Consider the following 22,055-nt stretch of genomic DNA (forward strand, 5'->3'; position numbering starts at 1 on the left):
GTGGGTTTCTCACATGAAATCGACGCTGCCGAGGAAGACCTGGCCACGGCGCCGGCAGCAGGAGTAAGGCCGCCACAAGGCCCAGGCGTAGTCGCCCTGCTGGGCCTGCACGCGGGTGCGGCTGTGCGGGAAGACCACGCAACTGTTCGAGAGCGTGGGCGTCAGCTCCTGCCACTTGCCCGTCGAGGCGTCGGTCTCCATCAGCGCGCCGGCCGGCCAGTAGCCGTCGCGGGCGTTGGCCAGCAGAGGCTGGTACACGTGAATCTGGTTGCGGCGCGTCACGATGTCGCCCGCGCGCTGCGCGACCACGGCGCCGCTCTTGTGGTCGTCGGTCTGGTGCAGGAAGCCACCGCGGGGATACACGTTGCCCCAGAGGTTCAGGCCGGTGCGCGTACCGATTTCGCGCCGGCCGGGGATGAGCGCTTCGGGGTAGAACGCTTCCGGGATGTTGTAGCGCCAGGCGATCGTGTCGAGCGTGCTCAGCAGATACGGCATGAAGGCCGTGCCAGCGCCTTCGCAGGTGTAGCCGGAGGCGCTGGCGAACTGGCTGAACACCATCCCGGCCGGATGGCCGATGACATCGACGTTCTTGAACTTGGCGAGGTTGTTCTCGTTGTCGTGATTGGTCGTGCCGTCACCGCCCGCCTTGGCGGTCGGGTTGGGCATGCTCATCGCCCTGACTTCCAGCCACGGGTTTTCGCCGGTGTTCGAGTAGCTCGAGACCACCGCATCGGGGACGTAGTGGCGCACCTTGACGGAAGTGCGAACCGAGCAGCCGAAGGGCGTGCAGTACAGCCAGTAGCAGATTCCGACCACGCGGTATTCGAGGCAGTCGGGGGACAGCGCCGACGAGACGATGGTGGCGGTGTCCAGGGCGAACGTCGATGTGGCCGTGCCCAGCAGCAGCGAGGCAACGGTGGCGCGCAGGCGCCGGCGTGCCAGCAGGAGGCTCATGGCTGCGTGCTCCGGTAGGCGTTGATGCGCGCGACGGCGCGGGACACGCCGGGCTCGCCGTAGACCACATAGCGTCGATCGACCACCACGGCGGGAATCTTGGCGATGCCCAGTCCCCAGGCATCCGCGACACCTTGGTAGGCGTGGCCGATGCGGCGTTGAAGGGCCTCGCCGCCGTCATGCAACCGCTGCCGCACCAGGGCTGCGGCCTGTTGCGGGTCGGCCGGCAGGTGCGCGGCGAGTTCGACCTCGATGCGCGTGGCCTGGTCCAGCTCGATGATCCGCACGCCGGCCGGGGCCTGCACCGGATGACGGCCGTCGGTGACGACGAGCACATCGGTGGCCGCCGCGATGGGACCGAGCAGCGCGGTGCACAGTCCAGCGGCCACCCTCGCGGCCAGGGGGCGCCGCGAGACGGCAGGAAGATCGAGGGAATGAACCGGCATGTCGCGCCTCCGCGGAGTCGATGCAGACTCGTAGTCGAGCGCAACGCAGATCAGGGAACGACAAAGAAACCGAAACCGGTCAGTCCCGATTTCTCGGCGGGTCGGCGAAAGGAAACGGGAGCCAAGGGCTCCCGTGGTGATGACATGAATGCGCGTCCGCTGGTGCTGCTACAGCAAGCCGGCTTCGGCGAACGAGTACGGGCTGCCCTTGCCGACGATGAAGTGATCCAGCACCCGGACATCGACGGTGGCCAGGGCGCTCTTCAGCCGCTCGGTGATCACACGATCGGCGGCCGAGGGCTCGGTGTTCCCCGAGGGATGCTGATGCGCCAGGATCAGCGCCGAAGCGTTGAGCGCCAGCGCACGCTGGACCACCACCCTCGGATACACCGAAGTCTGGTCGACCGTGCCCTTGAACAGCGGCTCGTAGGCGAGCACCTGGTGCTGGTTGTCGAGAAACACGACGGCGAAGATTTCGTTCGGCTCCGCGACCAGTTTCAGGCGCAGGTAGTCGCGCACGGCGGCGGGACTGCCCAGCGCCGGACCGGCCTTGAACACGCGGTTCTCCAGCAGGGTGATGGCCTGCTGGATGATCCAGTCTTCGTGCTGGGCGGCGATCAGGGTGAGCGACTCCGGGCGGGAGTCGGCGATGGCAAGAGACATGGCGAACCTCCAATGGATGAGATCGGAGGGCGCCTGCCCCAGGAGGGCAAACCCTCCTGGGGACGATGGGGATGGAACGGGTGACGAGCGGGCATCCACCACCGCGGATGCGGTGGCTGTTCGCGTCAAGGGATGCGATGCGAACGGGTTTCGATCAACGCGGACAAGCCGCGCCGCAGCCTTGAAGATCGATGGCTACCTGGGCATGTCACCGGCAACGCCGGCGGGCATGTCTGGGGAATGGGTGGGTTCGGCTGCGGTCGTGCTGCCGGCGGCAAGCAGGTCGATGGCCGACAGCAAGGCATCGCCTTCGACGGGGCCGTGCAGCAGGAGGGTCTTGCCGGACTCGCGGTCGCGCAGTTGCAGAGCCGGCGTGGCCGCGATGCCCTGCTGTGCTGCTTCCGCCGCCTGGGCACGGATGACCGCATCGGGGCGATCGCTGTCGAGACAACCCTGCATGGCTGGCGTGAGGTCGGAATAGCGCAGGCCCTCCGGCAGGCCCTGGCCGTCGCCACGGGTGTGCGCGTAGAGCCACGCCACGGCTTGCCAGAACGTGGCATGTCCGCCGGTCTCGCCCGCGCACTCGGCCAGGCGCGCCCCGGCAGTCGCGGCCGGCTCGTGCATGGACAGCGGCAGGTGGTGCCACTGCCAGTTCACCTCGGGATGGGCGTCGATCCAGCGCTTGAGCGCGGGGAAGTAGGCCCGGCAGTACGGACACTCCAGGTCGGCGTACCCGACCACCGTGAAGCGCGCATCGGCACGGCCATACAGCCAGGGCGGGCCGGCCGGTTTCGGCGCTTCGGACCCGGCGGCGACCAGGGACATGGACTCGGTTGCCGGATGCGGCGCGCGCAGCAGCACCCACGAGGCCACCGCAATCGTCACCACGATCAGCAGACCAATCCGGGGATGACGGCGGGCGAAGGAAAGCATGCGCATCGTGTCGCTCCCGTCAGGCCAACGTGTCCAGCGCCAGCGGTTCGATGCCCCGCGCGCGGTCGATCTTCTCGGCCACGCGGAAGGCGGCATCCAGCTCGCTGATGCCGTGCTGCTGCATCAACTGGAAGCGTTCGGCCTTCTCCTCGGGTTCGGTCATCGCCATCGCCAGGTAGAGGCTGGGCGGCACGGCGCGAAACAGCACTTCCATCGACTTGGACAGGATGACGCCCTCGCTGAACTTGCCGGCCTCCTTGCGGGCCGAGAGCATCAGCGCCTTCTGCGAAGCGTTGAGTTCGCGGAAGCGCGCGATCTTCTCGACTTCATCGGGCGGCATCGACAGGCAGATCCACCACTCGATCATGTTGAGCATGGGCTCGGCCGCTTTCGGCAGGTCGTCCAGGTTCTGCGTGGCGAGCCAGAACCAGGCGCCGAGCTTGCGCCACATCTTGGTGATCTTGACCACGTAGGGCGCGAGCAGTGGGTTCTTGGTGATGATGTGGCCTTCGTCCGTCACGTTGATGATCGGGCGGCCCAGGAACTGGTCGCGCTCGGCGATGTTGTTGACGGTGTTGATGAGCGAGATGTAGGCAATCGAGAGTTGGGCGTTGTAGCCCTCGCGCGCGAAGGTGGCCAGGTCCACGATGGTGATGTCCGCCTCGGGCCACGGTGTGCCGGACCGGTCGAACATCTCGCCGTCCACACCCTGGCAGAACATGTCCATGGCGTCGGCCATCTCCAGCAGCCGTGCGCGCCGCATCTCCGGCAGCGTGGCGTCGCGGGCGCGCTCGCGCAGCGCCTCGCGCACATCGCGGGTCAGTACCGTGCGCTTCTCCGCTACGCAGTGCTGTGCCGCATCGAGAATGCACTGGCGGATCAGGCTGCGGTCGGCGCGCGTCATGCGCGCTTCTTCCTTGTCCTCGCCGCCGGTGATCATCAGCCGTGCAGTGATCTCCAGCTCCCCGAGCACGTCGCGCTGCTCGTCGCCTTCCACGGCCATGCCGGCATCGGTCTGGTCTTCGTCGAGCGCATCGGCGTCCAGCGTCTGTACCTGGCTCGGCGTATCGACCAGGCGCCAGGCGTCGGCGAACGGAGCCAGACTGACGCCCGCGCCGGGCGCGAGCTTCACGCGATGCACGGTGAGGCCCAGCCGTGCCGCGAAGTCGCCGAACAGGCCGAAGCTGTTGCCAGCCTCGACGATGAACAAGCGCGGCCGATAGATCGCCGTCACCTGGTTCAGGATGTTGTTGAGCGTCGCGCTCTTGCCCGAACCCGTGGGGCCGAACAGGAATAGATGCGCGTTCATCTGCCGGTCGAGGCGGTTCAACGGATCGAAGGTGATCGGGCCGCCGCCGCGGTTGAAGAACGTGATGCCCGGATGCCCCGTGCCCTGACTGCGGCCCCAGACCGGCGCCAGGTTCGCCGCATGTTGCGCGAACATGAGCTGGGTGTACCACTGGCGCTTGTCGGCAGCCGGATCGAACACGCACGGCAGCCAGCGCAGATAGCTGTTCAGCGGCGCCACCTCGTCTTCCTCGCGCACCGGCTGCAGGCCGGCGTTGAGCATCACGTTGACGAGCTGCAGGCCGCGCGCATCGAGCTGGGCCAGGTCGCGGCCGCGCAGGTAGAACGCCAGCGCGCCGCGGTAGAGCTTGTGCGCACTGCCGATCAGGCCGCGCGCCTGCTGCACGTCCTGCCGGGTCTGCTCCGAGGCCAGGGTCTCGCCGACGGCCTTCCTGGCGAGGTGGTTGAGGTGCGCCTCCAGCACGTCCTGGGGTGTGGCGACCAGCGTCAGGCACATCACCGTGTCCTCGGGCATCTGGTCGAACAGCGCGTTCATGGCATCGCCGCCCTTGCGCGTCTCGCCCGTCAGATGGCCCGTCACGGGTGGCGTGCGCAGGCGATCCATCACGATCACCCGATGCGGCATGCCGTCGAAGAACCACAGGCCGTTGGGCACGTCCGAACGTGGCTGGCCGAAGAACAGGCGCTGCGCGAAGTCGGTGCCGCTGGCGAGTTCGATCTCGCCCTCCTCCCGCTCTTCCGGGTAGCGGGTCAGCGCGTAGAAGCGTTCCCGATCTTCGGCAGTGGCGCCGAGCAAAGTCGGATTCGGGTTGAACCAGCGCAGCAGCCAGGCGTGGATGTCCGCCGCGCCGAGACGCCGGGCTTTCACGCCGGCATTGGCCAGCCCGCCGGCGAGACGGTCGCAGATCGTGGTCAGTGCCTGCTCGGGCGACTGGCCGCGCCGCGGGGTCGGCGCCGCGGACGTGCGGCGGTAGACCACCATGCGCACGCGCCGGACCTGACCGCGCCACGGCAGGCGCGTCACCGTGGTGTCCTCGAACAAGCCACCCGGCTTGGCGATGGCCCGCAGATGATGGGCGAAGAAGCGCAGGTAGAAGTCGCTGAACGCGCTGCCCTGCGCACGCGGCTGCAGATAGTTCGCCAGGGACCGCAGATAGTTGTCCCAGTCGGCCTCATCCTGGGCGTAGAGCTGCACCACCCAGGGGTTGTCGTCCAACTCGTCGAAGGAGTCCTGCAGGGCGTTCTCCAGCGCATCGCGCGCCTGCCATAGCCAGGCCATCTCGCGGCCCTCGGTGCCGACCGGCGCCAGCTCGAAGAAGGCCGCCACCGACTGGCCATCTTCCAGCAACATGCACTTGCTGCCGGGCAGGTACTCGACCCAGGGCAGCAAGTCAGCGAACGACGGCGCAACGCCATAGAGCGCATCGTGGTCGGCCTGGGTGGCCGGCCGGCGCCGGCCCCGGCCGAACGCGCTGCCCGGCTCGGCGACACCCTGTGCCGCCAGCGCCGTTACGTGCCGTGCCCAGGCATCATCGGCCGCATCCATGGCATCAGCAGGCGATGCGTCGGGCTTGCGTGACCAAGGCAGCGACCAGGCCATCAGTAGTCCTCCACGCGCTCGCCCGGCATCGCGTACTGCACGCGCTGGTAGAGCGGGAACACCGTGCTGTAGCCGGGCACCGGCACCGGGTCGGTGCCCGCCAGGTGCGGGAACACGTACATCACCAGGTCGGGATTCGGCAGGCGGTGGAACTGGCGGTGAATCTCGTTCTGCGCGGTACGGGTGTAGCGCGCCTGCATGCCTGGCGCCGCCTGCACATCGGCCTCGGTCAGCGGCCGGCGCAGGCCCTGGCGCGCATCGAGCAGTTGCCGGGCGGCCTGGCCGCCGCCCGCGCTGCCGCCGGTCTCCTGATGCCAGATGTCGAGCATGGTGCTGTCGCCGTGCGGCAGCAGCTTCTCCTTGCTGGTAGCGCAGCCGCCGAGCAGGGTGGCCGCCAGCAGCACGGCGGCCGCGTCAATCCAGATCCGATGCATGGGCTTCTCCGGTGCGGTGGTGGACCCGACGCCCCTTGGCGTCGTAGTCGATGTCGAGCGGCTGCTCCAGATGCACGGCCACTTTGGCGCCCGGCTGCACGTAGACCGCCGCGAAGGCCTGGCCGTAGAGCTTGTTGACCCAATCGGCCATGTCGCGCACGCCGCCCGCGAGGATGCGGCCCATCGCATCAACGCCGCTGATGCCGACGGTGCCCAGCGAACCGTTGCTGTTGGCGACCACGGCCACGCTGCCGTTGTCGGACTTGATGAGCGAAGCGGCGCCCGCGCCGGCCGCGGTGATGAGCGCCTGGCTGCCCAGGTACTGCTGGGCGTTGCTGCGCCGCTCGCCGCTGACGCAGGGAATGCCGTAGGGGTCGCTGATCCAGCCCAGACCGCCCTGGATGCTGGCGCCGTTGTGACCCGCGTTGCCGTCGCTGCTGCCGCCCTTGCTGCTGTCCTCCGGCACCGTGCGGATGGTGCCGTCCTGGAACACGAACGTGACCGAGCGGATTTGCCCGCGCACGCACGAGAGCGTCCAGTCGCCCGAGGCCGTGCCGCTGACCACGGCGCCGGCCACGTCGGGGATGTCGATGCCGTTGGCCGTGAGGTTGTCCGGGCCGATCAGCACCTTGAACGGGTACGGGTCGTTGACGGTTCCATCGATGGGCACGCGCCCGATCAGCGCCGTCATGGCAACCGACCCCATGAGCGTTGAGTTCGACGGCACGGTGTAGACCGCCTTCGTGGATGCGCCCACCGCGCGGCTGCCAACGTCGGCGACGGATTCCACTGCGGCCGACAGGCTTTTCTGGGCCGGCCCGAAGCTCAGGGGAAAGCTCGGCTCCTTGTTGCCGTTCTTGGCGTCGACCTTGGCATCGTCTGGCTCGACCCACTGCGTGCCACTGGTGCCGCGGTTGAAGCGCTTGCCGTCACCCTCTTCCAGCCCCAGCCCGACGGGCAGGTCGGACGGGCCACCCTTGCCGGCAAGGCCGTCCAGTTGCCGCTGCAGATCCTGCAGCAGCCCCTGGGTCTGCTGCCTGTCGCTGGCCACCTGGGTGCGCTCCTGCTCCAGGCGGTTGCGCTCGCCTTCCAGCGCGCTCTGGATGCGTTGGTCGATCGCGCTTTCCCGCGCACGCAGGCGCTCGTTCTCGGCCTTGTGCTGCTTGTTGTCGCCGAGCGCGCTCTGCAGCTCGGCGCGCAACTGCTTCACCTGGGCCACCAGCGTGGCGACGGTATCGCGCGGCGTGTCGCCTGCGATGCCCAGGGCTTTCATCTCCTCGGGCGTGAGCGTACTGGCCGCGCCCTTGGGGGCGGGCTGGCCGCCGGGCGCGCCGGAGAACAGTTTGATGCCGACGAACACCAGCAGCAGCGCCATCGGGATCAGCAGCCACTTGAGCAGCGGATTACTCTTCATCGCGCGCTCCTCCGGTCGAGCCGGCCGCGGCGGCCGGCGGCAGGTTCGCGGTGGCGTCGATCGGGCTCAGCGCCGGCAGCAGCGACTCGGCCAGGCCGTGGCCGCGCGTGACCAGGTAGAGCACCGTGGTGTCGGACGGGGTACCGACCGGCCCCAGGTTCGGATGCTGGAAGGTCGCCGCCACGAAGTTCCCCTGCAGGGCGCGCGGGTCGAGGTCGAGCCAGCGCGCCGAGGTGTTGGTGAGTCGCACGGCCGTCACCCACTGGTCTTCCAGGCGCCACGCGGCCAGTGCTCGCGCGCGTACCGGCAGCGTCGGCAGCAAGGTGTCCAGCGCGAGGCCGCGGCGCAGGTTCACGCGCCCGATGCCGGCGACAGGCTCGACGGTGCGCAGCGGCGCGTACAGGCTCTGCGCGGCATGGCGCGTCAGCACGACCGGTACCGGCGTTTCGCGCCGGAGAAGGGGTTTGTCCGCGGGCGCATCGGCCTGCTCGTCCGCGCCGCTTGCTGCACCGCCGCCGTAGCGCTTCGCGAGGGCTTCCGCTTCCACGATGCGCACCGGCTCCAGCGGCGCCTGGCCGTCCTTCGCCGGCTCGGCGGCGATGTCGAGCAGGATCAGCGCGCCGGATTCCACGTCCTGCAGTTGCAGCCGCGTGGGCGGAATCGGCTCGCTCGCCCGCAGGTAGATCGCGCCGCCCGCACTCTGCACGCGCAGGTGGTCGCCGACGCTGGCCGGCACGCCGACGCGCACATTGCGGTCGATGAAGACCACGCGCTCCTGGCCGACCACCAGCGGCACCGGCAGGGGCAGGCGCTCCCAACGCAGGATTTCCACGGCCTGGCTGGCCGGCACGAAACCGAGGATCAGCAGGACGCCGGCCAGGGCCGACCAGTTAACGGGCTTCATGGGGAGTCTCCCTGCAGATGGCCGGAGGCATTGGCGGGCACGCCGGCCTGGGTCGGCGTCGGCGACGGTTCGATGCGCTGGGGTGCGCTGGCGTAGCAGTCCAGCGCCAGGCCGAAGGGGTTGTGCTCGGGGTCGATGTCCAGCCGGACGACCTTGATGGGGTAGCGCACCAGGGCGCGCTTGACCTGCTCGGAGCCGTAGTATTCGTCCGCGCTCACGTCGAGCGTGACGATCCAATCGCGGTCGGAAACCACCTTGACGCGCGTGGCCGGATCATCGCCGTAGCCGCGGCCGGGAATCTCGTAGATGCCGCGCACGCGCTGACGCAGCTCGCCACTGGCACGCCGGTACTCGTAGTCCTGTTGCAGGAAGGCCCGGCAGCTCGGCGTGAGGTAGGCCGACAGCGCGCGCAGGTTGCGCGGATAGTCTTCTTCGCCGTTCGTGGGCCAGCGCTGTACCTGCTGCCAGATATAGAACGAGAAGGCATACACGCTCTCGGGCGGCACGTCCCACCACTTGCGCGTGCTGCCCGAGCGCAAGTCCGGCGGCACATGGATGGTCAGACTCTTCGGCGCACTCCACCAGCCGAAGCCGAGCAGCAGCGCCACCGCGAACAACGCGCCGGCCCCCAGACGCAGCGTCTTCACGTGCGCCTGCAGGTGCGCAACCTCGTTCCTGAAACGGCTCATGGCGCACCTCGATTGGCGTTGCGCCGGGTCGTCCAGTAGCCCGAGCGGGTGATGAGGCGCTGCCCGCCCAGGAGCGCTGCCAGCGCCGGGTGCCGCAATGCCAGCCGCCACTGGAGCTGTCGGTAGAGCCAGGTGTCGGGCCGGCCGCGCTTCTGTGCGCGCAGAAAACCACCGCCGACGAAGACGCCCAGCGCGATGCCGGCGACGATCAGCGTCGGCACCATGGCGATGCTGTGCGTGAGCCAGGCCAGCGGCAGGCCGAGTGCGAATCCGGCTGCGGCCGACAGGCCGGCGCAGATCCACAACTCGTCGGCGGTCAGCCCGCGCACGACCACCGGCTGGCGATTCAGCCGGTGCGGCAGGAAGCTCACCAGCGTGTCTTGCGGGGTCTCCGAGGGGACGGCCATCGCTTGCCGCCCTCACAGCACGCCGGTGGCCTTGGTGAGCAGCCAGATGCCGACCACCAGCAGGATCGCGCCCACGGCGACCGTCAGGCCGAACTGGCCCCAGGTGGCGCGGCCGGTGTGGATCTCCGAGTAGCGCGTGTAGGCGTGATAGCAGACACCGACGAACATCGAGGCGACCACCAGCAGCGCGATCAGCAGCACGATGTCGTAGCCGTAGTTCTGCAAGGTCTGCAGGATGCCGCTGCCCTGGCCGCGCGAAGGGTCCTCCATGGTCGGCAGGCCCTGCGCGAAGGCCGACAGCGGCAGGCCCGCGAGCGCCAGCGGCAGCAGCGGTGCGGCGATGCGGGACGGAATGCGATGGGATGTCGATGACGTGTTCATGGCGTTTGGCCTTTCGTGACGGTCAGGAGAGGAGGAAGAAGGTCAGTACCAGGTACATCGCCACGAAGCGCACGACGACGGCGAGAAACTGACGCTCGGTGATGCGGTGCTCGGCCCAGCCGACGTAGGCGGTGCGCATGGCCCACACGCCCCACAGCAGCAACACGGCGAACACGAAAGCGAGCACCACGGCAGAGACGGCCGAAGGCGCGAAGCCGCCGTTGGCCTGGAAGGCGGCGACCTGATCGGCAGAGGGCGTCATGGCGATGGCTCCTCGTCGTCGTCGTCGGCGCGGTCACGGCGGACGTAATCGCCGGCCAGCGGGACGGGATCGCGCGGCTGGGCGCGCTGGGGCACGAGGTAGTCCTCCAGGCCGGCGCGAACGCGCTTCAGGTCGGCACGCAGTTGGGCGTAGTCGAAGTGGTAGCGGGCGCGCTCCTGCGGAGCGGTATTGGCGGCGTGCTCGGCGAGGCGGTCGATCAGGTCGAGTTGGCGGGCAAGCGCGGCGAGCTGCTCACGCTCCGAGGCGAGGCTGTCGGCAGCGGCGGCAGGCTGCAGCGCCGAGAACGACACAGCCAACACCACGGCAAGCGCAGGCCATGCGGATGTGCGGCGGTTGGTCTGTCCCATCGTGCCATTCCCCGTTGAAGCGGATGGCCAGATGCTGTGGCGCGCCCTCGCTTCGCGCCGCAGGGAATGGGAACTACGGCATGACCGGATTTGTTGGTCGCGCTGGCCGACATTCGCGCAATGCCTGGTGGATTTCTTGTTGGCTAGCGCCTACCACCCTTTGGTAGAATTGAGCAAACTTGGCAATCCAAAGTCACGAAAGACCAAACCAGATGGTTTTCAGATGAGTGAAGTCGAGAGCGAGATCCTCACGCTGGAGGAAGTCGCGGCCTACCTCAAAGCCGGCAAACGGACGGTCTATCGCCTTGCCCAGAAAGGAGAGATTCCAGCGTTCAAGCTTGGGGGAACCTGGCGCTTTCGCCGCTCGGAGCTGGATCGGTGGATCGCCGAAAGCATCAACAAGAAGAAGCCGGAGGCCGAGTGAGCGCGGACCATGCCAGCCGCCGAATCACGCTCGGGGAAGAACAAGGGGAGGATCGCCGTTGACGACACAGCAGCTTCTGACGCCGCACCAGAGCCAGTACTTTGCTTGGCTGCTGACCAGGCGTGCAGCAGGCGACTCCGTGGAGTCGCTGGCTTCGACTTTGGTCGATTCGCAGGTCGATCTGAATCCCCATCAGGTCGAGGCCGCGCTCTTCGCTTGCCGCAACCCCCTCTCACGCGGCGTGATCCTCGCCGACGAGGTTGGTCTAGGCAAGACCATCGAAGCCGGCTTGGTCATCTCCCAACGCTGGGCGGAACGGCGGCGGAAGGTGCTCATCATCGTTCCAGCGAACCTGCGCAAGCAATGGCACCAAGAGCTGCAGGACAAGTTCGGCCTGCAAGGGCTGATCCTCGAAGCCAAAAGCTACAACGCGATCCGCAAACAGGAGCAGCGGAACCCGTTCCTGTTCGCCTCCGGTCCGATCATCTGTTCCTACCAGTTCGCGAAGGCCAAGGCTGACGATGTCAAGGGCATCGATTGGGACTTGGTCGTCCTCGACGAAGCGCATCGCCTGCGCAACGTCTACAAAACCAGCAACGTCATCGCCAAGACCCTCAAGGAGGCGTTGTCGCGCGTTCACTCCAAGGTGCTTCTGACCGCGACGCCGTTGCAGAACTCGCTGCTCGAACTCTATGGGCTGGTCAGCTTCATCGATGACCGCGTGTTCGGAGACCTTGATAGCTTCCGCTCGCAATTCACTGGCAGAGAGCAATCCTTCAGCAGCCTGCGTGACCGGCTGGCCCCCATCTGCAAGCGCACCCTGCGCAAACAGGTTCAGCCCTACGTGTCGTACACAGCGCGCAAGGCCATCGTCGAGGAGTTCACGCCGTCGAGCGAAGAGCAGGAACTTTCCAGGCTCGTCGCCGATTACCTGCGCCGCCCCAACCTCAAGGCCCTGCCCGAGGGGCAGCGCCAACTGATTTCACTCGTGCTGTGGAAGCTGCTTGCCTCCAGCACGCACGCGATTGCGGGTGCGCTGGAGACAATGGCCAAGCGCCTCCAGGGTGTGCTCGACAAAACCACCGAGGTTCCCGATCTGGCCGAGGAACTCGATGAGGACTACGAGTCGCTCGACGAAACCGCCGATGAGTGGAACGACCAAGGCTCAGACGTCGCAGCACCGAGCCGCTTGGAACGCGATGCCATCGCGGAGGAGATCGACGAGCTTCGCCACTTCAAAACGCTGGCAACCAACATCCGGGACAACGCGAAGGGCAAGGCACTGTTCACCGCGCTGGATCGAGCCTTCGCCGAACTGGATCGGCTAGGCGCGCCCAGGAAGGCCATCATCTTCACCGAGTCCAAGCGCACGCAGGAATACCTCCTCAACTTGCTGGCCGACACGCCATACGGCGACGGCATCGTGCTCTTCAACGGCACCAATAGCGACCAGCGTGCGCAGGCGATCTACAAGGACTGGCTGAAGCGCCACGAAGGCACCGACCGCATCACCGGCTCCAAGACCGCCGACACCCGTGCGGCACTGGTCGAGCACTTCAAGGAGCGTGGCAAGGTCATGATTGCCACCGAGGCCGGAGCCGAAGGCATCAACCTCCAGTTCTGCTCGCTCGTCATCAACTACGACCTGCCGTGGAACCCGCAGCGCATTGAGCAGCGCATCGGGCGCTGCCACCGCTACGGTCAGAAGCACGACGTGGTGGTGGTCAACTTCGTCGACCGCAGCAATGAAGCCGATGCACGGGTGTACGAACTGCTGTCGCAGAAGTTTCAACTCTTCGAGGGCGTATTCGGGGCCAGCGACGAAGTGCTGGGCGCCATCGGTTCGGGCGTCGATTTCGAGCGGCGTATTGCCGAGATCTACCAGAACTGCCGAGAGCCCGAGGAAATCAAGTCCAGCTTCGAGCAACTCCAGCTCGACCTCTCCGGCGAGATCAACGAGGCGATGGTCAAGACGCGCCAGGTATTGCTTGAGAACTTTGATGAGGAAGTGCAAGAGAAGCTGCGCATGCGGGCCGACGACAGCCGCAACGCGCGCAATCGCTTCGAGCGGATGCTGATGGACTTGACCCGCGCCGAACTGGTCCATTGCGCCGCGTTCGATGACGACGGCTTCGATCTTCGCCACATACCGACTGGAATCGAGCACAGCGGCCTCGCGGGCATCGAGCTGGGGCGCTACGAATTGCCCCGCCGCTCCGGCGACGCGCATCTATACCGCATCAATCATCCGCTGGCGCGATGGGGCATCGAGCAGGCCAAGGCTCGGGCACTCGACGGGGCTCGTCTCGTCTTCGACTACAACGCCTACGGTTCAAAGATCAGCACCCTCGAAACCTATCGCGGCAAAGCCGGATGGCTCACCGTGAAGCTGATCTCGGTCGAGACACTCGGCAACCAGGAGCAACATCTGCTGGTTGCCGCGGGCACGACCGACGGCGTCGTGCTCGCGGAAGAAGACCCGGAAAAGCTGCTGCGCCTGCCCGCGACCACGCAGGCGGCCAGTCTGTTCAACGCTCCTGACGCCACCCTGCTGGCCGACGTGGAAGCCCGCAAGACCGCACTCCTGCGCGACGTCAACGAGCGCAACCTCGGCTACTTCGAGCAGGAAGTCCAGAAGCTGGATGCCTGGGCGGACGACCTGAAGCTCGGTCTGGAGCAGGAGATCAAGGAGATCGACCGCGAGATCAAGGAGGTGCGCCGAACCGCCGCGACCTCGCCGACGCTGGAAGAAAAGCTGTCATGGCAGAAGAAGCAGCGCGAACTGGAGAGCAAGCGCAGCAAGCTGCGCCGCGAGTTGTTTGCCCGGCAGGACGAAGTCGAAGCGCAGCGCAATGACTTGATCAGCCAGCTTGAAGTGCAACTCCAACAGCAGGTCGAGGAGCGCACGCTGTTCACTGTCGAGTGGGAGCTGGTGTAATGACTAATCAAGTAGCACCGTTAGACCTGCGCATGACCAGGCCGCGGTTGAAGCGTGCCAAGAATTGAGGAGAGCGAGATATGGCTAGCGGAAAATTACTGCGGCAACTCATCAAATCGGGAACGCAAGGCGATGCTTCGGGCTTTCGCGCGGCGTCCGAGGCAGTGATCAAAGAGGAGCGCGAGAAGAACCATCATCTGCTCGCAAATGACCTTGAGCGTTTACTTTACGGCGATCAGGCAACGGTCGGGAAGAGTGCGCGGAAGCTGCAAAGTTTGCCCAGCGTGCCGACAAATAAAGACAACGGCCTTGCGCTACTAGAAGAGCGTGCCGTGATTCGAGAGGAGAAAGACATCATTCTCTCGGATGCTTCGCAGTCGGCACTCGATGAAATCCTGATGGAGCACAACCGGACGGACGTGCTTCGATCCTATGGCCTGCAACCCGCGCAGAAGCTGTTGTTTTGCGGGCCTCCCGGCTGCGGCAAGACGCTGGCCGCCGAAGTCATCGCGCATTCCCTGTCCATGCCGCTCATCCTCGTTCGGCTGGACTCGGTCATCTCGTCGTTTCTGGGAGAGACGGCCGCCAATTTGCGCAAAGTGTTCGATTACGTCGCAACGCATCCCGTGGTCGCATTGTTCGATGAATTCGACGCCCTGACCAAGGATCGTGGCGACAGCGCCGATCATGGTGAGCTCAAACGCTCCGTAAATGCCGTCTTGCAGATGATGGACGGTTATCGAGGCGAGAGCATCCTGATCGCCACCACCAACTACGAAACCTTATTGGACAAGGCGGTTTGGCGACGCTTCGATGAGGTTGTGCGCTTCGAGATGCCGAATCTGGAGCAGATCAAACGCTTGTTAGCTCTGAAACTCTCCGGTGTCCGCCGCAATTTCGAGCCTGACGATGGCCAGGTGGCATCCGTGTTTAAGGGCATGTCGCACGCCGACATCGAGCGGGTTCTTCGGCGCTCCGTCAAGGAAATGATCCTGTCCGGCCGGGAGTTCCTGGAGAAAAGCCACCTCGATACCGCGCTTGCCCGTGAGTATCGTCATAAGAGTTAAGGGATGGAGGGGGAGGCATGGCCTATGAACACTTGCGCTTGGAGCGAGAAGCGCCCTCAACGGAGCGCCATCCGAGGCGTCATCCGGGAATTCGCCCTCCTGCCGATCCGAGAGCGCATGGTGCCGCGTTAGCCGGGCGGCTCGACCAAGCGCGGCAACGTGCGATGGCAGAGGACGTCGGCGGGTTCGACGACCGTAAGCTGCTCAAGATTCGGCTGCGCGCGGGCGACAAGAGCGTGCCCGCCTTCGATGCCATTCCTGGCGTGGAGATTGTCAGCCAGGAAGATGAATCCATCGTGCTGGCATTCGCCACTGATGACGGCTTGAGCGAGTTCGAGAGCCGCCTGGCCACCCTTGCACGTGATGGCGTTGTTACACGCAAGGAACTGTTCTACGTCATCGAAGACTTCGACCACTGGACACCCCAGGACCGTACCGGCGCGGCCTTGCTTGAGCAAGGATTTCCAGCCGCGCCAACCTTCATGCTCGATGTCGAACTATGGCCCCAGGAGCGACAGGACAAGCGCCAGCAAATGGTGCGTGCCTTTCTCGACTGGTTGCATGCACAAGGCATTGAGCGGCTGGACGACATCCAGCAACCCTCGCTCGTCATGGTCCGTGTGCGCTGCAACGGTGCGCAGGCCGAGCAGATCTTGCACCATCGCGATGTGCGCACTGCCGACCTGCCGCCCCGCTTGGGTGTGGCCGTACAACTGCTTCATACCGACATCAACCAATTTCCTCCGATCGATCCCCCTTCTGACGATGCTCCGTCCATTGCCGTGCTGGATTCAGGCTTGACGCGCGGACATTCGTTGCTCGGTGCAGCGGTCGGCGACGCGCAGGGCTACCTCGCACCGCATCGCAGTGCGGATGACACCGATCCCCACTGGCACGGCACCTTCGTCGGCGGGCTTGCGTTGTACGGCGATGTCCATAGCGCTATTCAGCAAGGGCAGTTCGTCCCGCAGCTTCGCCTGTTCTCCGGCAAAGTGTTCGAAGACGACGGACAAGACCAAACTGAGTTCGTCGAAAAGGCGGTCGAGGAAGCCGTGCGCGAACTGCATGCGCAATACGGCTGCCGGGTCTTCAACCTAAGCTATGGCGACCTGAACAAGGTCTACGATGGCCGTCATGTGCGCGGGCTCGCCTACACGCTGGATCGGCTGACGCGTGAGCTGGGGGTCCTGTTTGTAGTACCAGCGGGCAATTTGTTGTCATCCCAGTTGCCAGCCGATACACGCGCGAGTTACCCGGACTACCTGTTCGAAGGCCACGCCCGCCTGCTGGACCCCGCCACATCGCTCAACGCGCTGACCGTTGGCGGCTTGAGCCTGAATGAGGCCACACGCAATGCACAGCGCCATCCCAACACGATTGAAGACCACGTGTTGGCACGGGCGGAGCAGCCGTTTCCATTGACTCGCAGCGGCCCTTCTGCCAGCGGCGCCATCAAGCCCGACGTGGTCGCGCATGCCGGCAACATCGCCTTGCGGCGCACTGGAGGGGGCACAGACCATGCCGGTCTGGGCGTGGTGTCGCTCAACGGCGGCTTTGCTTCGGGCCCGGCGTTCAAGGAAGACATTGGCACCAGCTACGCCGCACCCCAAGTCGCCCACCAAGCCGCGCGGCTACTGGCCGAAGTGCCCGACGCCTCGCCCAACCTGCTGCGCGCACTGATCGGCGCCCATGCCCGTTGGCCGCAAGCCTGCGAAGCGCTGTTGAACCCCGGCAACAATGCCGAAGGCCGCGACAAACTCCTGCGCCTCGTCGGGTATGGGCGCGTGGACGATACAGCGCTGTTCCGCTCGCTTGATCACACCGTCACCCTGCTGGCCGAAGAGCGCGTCGGCAACGACCAGCACCACTTCTTCGAATTACCTTTACCAGACAGCTTTTGGGATGGTGGCCGCCGCGCCCGTGAGGTGACCGTCGCGCTCGCCTACAGCCCTGCCGTGCGCACCACGCGGCTGGACTACCGCAGGGCCAAACTGTGGTTCCACCTGGTGACGGCTGGCAGCCTGGATGAGGTCACCCAAGCCTACCGCCGCAATCGGGAAGAAGGCATGGGCGAACGTGCCAACGGCCGCTGGCTACCCAACGATGCCCGCAAGAACGGCACCTTGCAGGTCTCCCGATGGCGCTTCAAGCAGGCGCTGGTCAATGGCCACAAGGTGTTCGTCGTGGTCACCCGACAAGACAGCGCATGGTCGCAAGACGAGCACAAAGCCGAGGCGGAACCCTATGCCATCGCCGTGGTGCTGGCTGACCGCGAGCAGGCCAACGCCCAGCTCTATGCGCAAGTACGGGCGGCGCTGCAAGCCCGCGCCCAAGTACGTGCGCGTGCCCGAATCTGAAAGACAGGAACCTCTTGATGAGCAAACAAAAACTCGAACTCACCTGGATCGGCAAGGAGAAGCGGCCCAAGCTGGAGCCGCGTATCCTGCTGGAAGATCCGGAAAAGTCGTATCACGCCAAGCATCGCGTGACGGACAACGACATCTTCGACAACCGGCTGATCTTCGGTGACAACCTGCTGGCGCTGAAGGCCTTGGAACAGGAATTCTCCGGCAAGGTGAAGTGTGTATTTATTGATCCGCCGTACAACACTGGCAGTGCATTCAAGCATTACGACGACGGCCTGGAGCATTCGATCTGGCTCGGTTTGATGCGTGATCGTCTGGAAATCATTCGGCGCTTGCTATCTGAAGATGGTTCACTGTGGATCACGATTGACGATAATGAAGCGCACTACCTCAAGGTTCTGTGCGACGAGATTTTCGGCCGCGCCAACTTTTTAGCTTGCTCGATTTGGAATCACAGCGTTCAATCTAAGGGGTATAGCGGGAAGTTTTCTGTTCACCATAACTACGTCCTTGTTTATCAAAGAACCCCTTATTTTCAGCTGAAGGATTTGCCACGAGAAGACGCGCATAACGTCAATTATTCCAATCCCGACAATGATCCGCGCGGCCCTTGGCGTTCGGGAGATGTGAGAAACTCGCTCGTCCGACCCAACTTGATGTATGACATCAAGACTCCAAGCGGAAAGGTTATTAAGCATCCTCCAAAAGGGTGGCGTTTTAGTCGCGAGACTTTCGAGAAGGAGCTTGCTGAAGGAAAAATCAAATTTTCCAGTGACGAAACTCGAATTATCCGGAAGATCTATTTGGCGGACCAAGAAGGTCGCGTCCCGGAAACTATTTGGTTTGCTCAAGATGTAGGAACTACACGCGAAGCAAATGGTGAGGTTCGGGCGTTCGTTGAGGGTGATTTCTTTGATACACCTAAGCCAGAGCGATTGCTTGAGCGCGTCTTAATGCTTGCGACCAACCCCGGTGATCTTGTGCTTGATTCCTTCGCTGGTTCCGGCACCACCGGCGCTGTCGCTCACAAAATGGGCCGTCGCTGGATCATGGTGGAGCTGGGCGAGCATTGCCATACGCACATCATCCCGCGCCTTAAAAAGGTGATTGACGGCGAGGACAAGGGTGGCATCACCGAGAGCGTGGGTTGGCAAGGCGGCGGCGGCTTCCGCTATTACCGCCTTGCCCCCAGCCTGATCGTCAACGACCGCTGGGGCAACCCGGTCATCAATCCGGAGTACAACGCGGCGATGCTGGCCGAGGCGCTGGCCAAGCTGGAGGGCTTTACCTACGCGCCGTCGGAAATGCACTGGTGGCAGCATGGCCATTCCAGCGAGCGAGACTTCATTTACGTCACCACGCAGAACCTCTCCGCAGAACAGTTGCAGGCTCTGGCCGATGAAGTCGGTCCGGAGCGCAGCCTGCTGGTGTGCTGCGCGGCTTTCCATGGCGTTACCGCGACCAAGGCGGCGGAGCGCTGGCCGAACCTGACGCTGAAGAAGATTCCGAAGATGGTGCTGGCCCGTTGCGAATGGGGGCGTGACGACTACAGCCTGAACGTGGCGAACCTGCCGATGGCCAAGCCTGATCCCGTTGAGCCTTCGGCTCAGGCTGAAACGAGCAGAAAAAAAAGTAGAAAAGCGTCGGCTGAGGATGCGAGCCAAGGCGCGTTGTTTGGGGAGGATGAATGATGAACAGCCGCGTTCTGCACGCCGTGACCGGCCGCCTGTCGCTGCGGCCGCCGCAGGAGGAGTCGCTGAAGCGGCTGGCGCACGCCATTGGGGCCGCGCCCGAGCTGTTGAGCCACGATCGGGAGGTGGGAGCCATTCTTTCCACGCTGAAGGCGGAGTTCCCCACGCTGGAGGACTTCGAGCGTGACTTTCCCTCGCTGTGCTTCGCGCTGGCCACGGGCGTGGGCAAGACCCGCCTGATGGGCGCGTTCATTGCCTACCTGCATCTGGCGCACGGCATCAACAACTTCTTTGTGCTGGCGCCCAACCTGACCATCTACAACAAGCTGATCACGGATTTCACGCCCAATACGCCTAAGTACGTGTTCAAGGGGATCGCCGAATTCGCGCAGCAACCGCCGCTGATCATCACGGGCGACAACTACGACCAGACCGGCGCGGCAGTGGACGATCAGTCCATGGGCTTTGCCCACGACGTGCGCATCAACATCTTCAATATCTCCAAGATCAACTCCGAGGTGCGCGGCGGCAAGGAGCCTCGCATCAAGCGAATGCGCGAGGTGCTGGGCGACAGCTACTTCAACCACCTGGCGAACCTGCCCGATCTTGTGCTGCTGATGGACGAATCGCACCGCTACCGCGCCAGCGCGGGCGTGCGCGCCATCAATGACCTGAAACCGCTGTTCGGACTGGAAGTGACGGCGACGCCCTTCGTGGAGTCGAGCCGAGGGCCGGTGCCGTTCAAAAACGTGGTGATGGACTACCCGCTGGCGCGGGCAATGGAGGACGGCTTCGTCAAGGAGCCGGCCGTGGTCACCCAGCGCAACTTCGACGCCAAGGCGCACACGCCCGAGGAGATCGAGAAGACCAAACTGGAAGACGGTGTGCGCCTGCACGAGACCACCAAGGTCGAGCTGCTCACCTACGCCCGCGAGAACGGCGTCAAGCCGGTCAAGCCCTTCATGCTCGTCATCGCGCGCGATACCACGCACGCGGGGCAGCTCTTGGCGCTTCTGGAGTCGGAAGCCTTCTACGAGGGGCGCTACCAGGGCAAGGTGATTCAGGTCGATTCCAGCCGTACCGGCGCGGAGGAAGAGGAGATGATCACGCGCCTGCTAGCCGTGGAGAGCGTGGACGAGCCGACCGAGATCGTGATTCACGTCAACATGCTCAAGGAAGGCTGGGACGTGACCAACCTCTATACCATCGTACCGCTGCGCGCCGCCAATGCCCGCACGTTGATCGAACAGTCCATCGGGCGCGGCCTGCGTCTGCCCTACGGCAAGCGCACGGGCGTCGCGTCCGTGGATCGCTTGAACATCGTCGCGCACGACAAGTTCCAGGAAATCATCGACGAGGCCAACCGCGGCGACTCGCCCATCCGCCTGAAGCAGGTCATCCTCGATGCGCCGAGCGCCGACGACAAGAAGGTCAGCGTGCAGGTCGAGTCCGGGGCAGCGGCGCGTCTCGGTTTGACGGAAGCACCGGTCGTGGTCACAGGGGCTTCAGCCACTGACAGTGGAGCGGAAGTCCCGGTGCCCAAACCGGTGTTCACCACGGAGGCAGAGAAGCAGGCTGCGCGCGTGGTCATGGACGTGATCGGCAAGTACGAGGTCAGGCGCGATCTGGTGCCCACCAGCAGCGCGCTGCTGAAACCCGAAGTGCAGAAGGAAATCCTCGCGGAGGTGGCGGAGCGGTTGAAGCCGTTGCAAGGCGAATTGCTGGCGGGCGTGGATGAATCAGTTCCCGCACTTGACTTGTCCGCCGTGGTGGCGAAGACCACCGAGATCGTGGTGCAGCAGACCATCGACATCCCGCGCATCGCAGTGGTGCCGACTGGCGAGGTCACGACCGGCTTCCACGCCTTCAAGCTGGATGTGAGCCAGCTCCATCTCCAGCCGGGCCAGCGTGAGATCGTCGGGCAGATGCTGCGCACCAACGAGCAGTTCACCTTGGCCGCCGAGGTCGGGCTCAAGGAGCAGCGCCCGGAGGACTACATCGTCCACGCGCTGGTGGACTTCGACGACATCGACTACTTCACCCACGCCGATCTGCTCTACGACCTCGCGGGCCAGATGGTGCAACACCTGCGCGGCTATCTGTCCGAGGACGAGGCCATCAGCGTCCTCGATCGTGACCGCCGCCTGATCGCACGGGAAATCCACGCGCAGATGATGACCCACTTCTGGGAGGAGGCGACCGAGTACGAGGTGCAAGTCAGTCGCGGCTTCACCGAACTCAAGCCGTGCAACTACACCGCCACGGCAGGCCAGACGGCCCACCACTTCCGGGAGACCGTGACCGAGACCAGTCGCATCAAGCAAATGCTCTTCGGTGGCTTCGCGCGTTGTCTGTACCCGCTGCAGAAGTTCGACTCGGATACCGAGCGGCGCTTCGCCATCATTCTGGAGCGCGACGCCTTGAAGTGGTTCAAGCCCGCGAAGGGGCAGTTCCAGATCTACTACAAGCTCGGCACCGAGCAGCCGGAGTACATCCCCGACTTCGTGGCCGAGACGGACGCGACCATCTTCATGGTGGAGACCAAGGCACGCGCCGACATCAACACCCAGGAGGTTCAGGCCAAGGCCGCTGCCGCCCTGCGGTGGTGCAAGCACGCATCCGATCATGCGGCGAACGTAGGCACCAAGCCCTGGAAGTACCTGCTGGTGCCCCATGACGAAGTCAGCGAGTCGAAACAGCTCGCGGATTACCTGCGCTTTGAGGTCAAGGCTAATTGAGTTGCCATCGATCGATTACGGTGAGCAAGAGCGATTCCGGCAAGGCACCCAGGCGGCGGGAAATCGCC

Annotated in this window: 19 protein-coding genes; 6 read left to right on the forward strand and 13 right to left on the reverse strand. The window is 64.8% G+C overall.

Annotation, left to right across the window (positions count from 1 at the left end):
• Positions 1-9: 9 nt before the first annotated feature.
• The 13 genes from CDO44_RS11545 to CDO44_RS11605 all read right to left on the reverse strand — a co-directional run bounded on the left by CDO44_RS11545 (position 10) and on the right by CDO44_RS11605 (position 10,763).
• Positions 10-954 carry a TIGR03756 family integrating conjugative element protein gene (locus tag CDO44_RS11545; RefSeq protein ID WP_003140984.1) on the reverse strand — a complete coding sequence of 315 codons (945 nt, stop codon included), beginning with the start codon at positions 952-954 and terminating at the stop codon, positions 10-12.
• Positions 951-1,400, reverse strand: coding sequence for a TIGR03757 family integrating conjugative element protein (locus CDO44_RS11550; RefSeq protein ID WP_019485267.1), 450 nt, complete (start codon positions 1,398-1,400; stop codon positions 951-953). Before CDO44_RS11550 ends, CDO44_RS11545 begins: the two co-directional genes overlap by 4 nt.
• Before the next feature lie 168 nt (positions 1,401-1,568).
• The gene (radC, locus tag CDO44_RS11555) at positions 1,569-2,063 is read right to left on the reverse strand and encodes a DNA repair protein RadC (protein ID WP_003140985.1); all 495 of its coding nucleotides are present in this window, start codon (positions 2,061-2,063) and stop codon (positions 1,569-1,571) included.
• Between the two features lie 195 nt (positions 2,064-2,258).
• Complete coding sequence (locus tag CDO44_RS11560) at positions 2,259-3,002, reverse strand: thioredoxin domain-containing protein (protein WP_003140986.1); 744 nt, start codon at positions 3,000-3,002, stop codon at positions 2,259-2,261.
• 13 nt (positions 3,003-3,015) lie between these two features.
• The gene (locus tag CDO44_RS11565; protein ID WP_003140987.1) at positions 3,016-5,904 is read right to left on the reverse strand and encodes a conjugative transfer ATPase; all 2,889 of its coding nucleotides are present in this window, start codon (positions 5,902-5,904) and stop codon (positions 3,016-3,018) included.
• Positions 5,904-6,338 (reverse strand): TIGR03751 family conjugal transfer lipoprotein, encoded by a 435-nt coding sequence (locus CDO44_RS11570; RefSeq protein WP_003294221.1) that lies wholly within the window; start codon positions 6,336-6,338, stop codon positions 5,904-5,906. Before CDO44_RS11570 ends, CDO44_RS11565 begins: the two co-directional genes overlap by 1 nt.
• Positions 6,319-7,752, reverse strand: a complete 1,434-nt coding sequence (locus tag CDO44_RS11575) for a TIGR03752 family integrating conjugative element protein (protein WP_003140988.1) — start codon at positions 7,750-7,752, stop codon at positions 6,319-6,321. Before CDO44_RS11575 ends, CDO44_RS11570 begins: the two co-directional genes overlap by 20 nt.
• Positions 7,742-8,656: a TIGR03749 family integrating conjugative element protein gene (locus tag CDO44_RS11580; RefSeq protein ID WP_003140989.1), complete on the reverse strand. Its 915-nt coding sequence runs from the start codon at positions 8,654-8,656 to the stop codon at positions 7,742-7,744. The genes CDO44_RS11575 and CDO44_RS11580 overlap by 11 nt, the downstream gene beginning before the upstream one ends.
• Positions 8,653-9,345 (reverse strand): PFL_4703 family integrating conjugative element protein, encoded by a 693-nt coding sequence (locus CDO44_RS11585; protein WP_003140991.1) that lies wholly within the window; start codon positions 9,343-9,345, stop codon positions 8,653-8,655. The genes CDO44_RS11580 and CDO44_RS11585 overlap by 4 nt, the downstream gene beginning before the upstream one ends.
• The gene (locus CDO44_RS11590) at positions 9,342-9,752 is read right to left on the reverse strand and encodes a TIGR03750 family conjugal transfer protein (protein WP_003140993.1); all 411 of its coding nucleotides are present in this window, start codon (positions 9,750-9,752) and stop codon (positions 9,342-9,344) included. Before CDO44_RS11590 ends, CDO44_RS11585 begins: the two co-directional genes overlap by 4 nt.
• A 12-nt stretch (positions 9,753-9,764) precedes the next feature.
• Positions 9,765-10,133 carry a TIGR03745 family integrating conjugative element membrane protein gene (locus CDO44_RS11595; protein WP_003140995.1) on the reverse strand — a complete coding sequence of 123 codons (369 nt, stop codon included), beginning with the start codon at positions 10,131-10,133 and terminating at the stop codon, positions 9,765-9,767.
• Positions 10,134-10,155: 22 nt separating this feature from the next.
• Positions 10,156-10,395, reverse strand: coding sequence for a TIGR03758 family integrating conjugative element protein (locus CDO44_RS11600; RefSeq protein WP_003140997.1), 240 nt, complete (start codon positions 10,393-10,395; stop codon positions 10,156-10,158).
• The gene (locus CDO44_RS11605) at positions 10,392-10,763 is read right to left on the reverse strand and encodes an RAQPRD family integrative conjugative element protein (RefSeq protein ID WP_013982136.1); all 372 of its coding nucleotides are present in this window, start codon (positions 10,761-10,763) and stop codon (positions 10,392-10,394) included. Before CDO44_RS11605 ends, CDO44_RS11600 begins: the two co-directional genes overlap by 4 nt.
• A gap of 223 nt (positions 10,764-10,986) precedes the next feature.
• Here CDO44_RS11605 and CDO44_RS11610 point away from each other — a divergent pair, with 223 nt between their 5' ends.
• From CDO44_RS11610 to CDO44_RS11635, 6 genes are all read left to right on the forward strand, one after another.
• Positions 10,987-11,187 carry a helix-turn-helix domain-containing protein gene (locus CDO44_RS11610; RefSeq protein ID WP_003141001.1) on the forward strand — a complete coding sequence of 67 codons (201 nt, stop codon included), beginning with the start codon at positions 10,987-10,989 and terminating at the stop codon, positions 11,185-11,187.
• 58 nt (positions 11,188-11,245) lie between these two features.
• Positions 11,246-14,125 carry an SNF2-related protein gene (locus tag CDO44_RS11615; RefSeq protein ID WP_031641639.1) on the forward strand — a complete coding sequence of 960 codons (2,880 nt, stop codon included), beginning with the start codon at positions 11,246-11,248 and terminating at the stop codon, positions 14,123-14,125.
• 80 nt (positions 14,126-14,205) lie between these two features.
• Positions 14,206-15,192, forward strand: coding sequence for an AAA family ATPase (locus tag CDO44_RS11620; protein ID WP_003141003.1), 987 nt, complete (start codon positions 14,206-14,208; stop codon positions 15,190-15,192).
• A 164-nt stretch (positions 15,193-15,356) separates the two neighbouring features.
• Positions 15,357-17,549: a S8 family peptidase gene (locus CDO44_RS11625; RefSeq protein WP_003141004.1), complete on the forward strand. Its 2,193-nt coding sequence runs from the start codon at positions 15,357-15,359 to the stop codon at positions 17,547-17,549.
• A gap of 17 nt (positions 17,550-17,566) precedes the next feature.
• Positions 17,567-19,249: a site-specific DNA-methyltransferase gene (locus tag CDO44_RS11630; protein ID WP_003141005.1), complete on the forward strand. Its 1,683-nt coding sequence runs from the start codon at positions 17,567-17,569 to the stop codon at positions 19,247-19,249.
• Positions 19,249-21,987, forward strand: coding sequence for a DEAD/DEAH box helicase (locus CDO44_RS11635; RefSeq protein WP_013982132.1), 2,739 nt, complete (start codon positions 19,249-19,251; stop codon positions 21,985-21,987). Before CDO44_RS11630 ends, CDO44_RS11635 begins: the two co-directional genes overlap by 1 nt.
• Positions 21,988-22,055: the final 68 nt, after the last annotated feature.

Source organism: Pigmentiphaga sp. NML080357, from assembly GCF_002188465.1.
Classification (GTDB): domain Bacteria; phylum Pseudomonadota; class Gammaproteobacteria; order Burkholderiales; family Burkholderiaceae_B; genus Pigmentiphaga.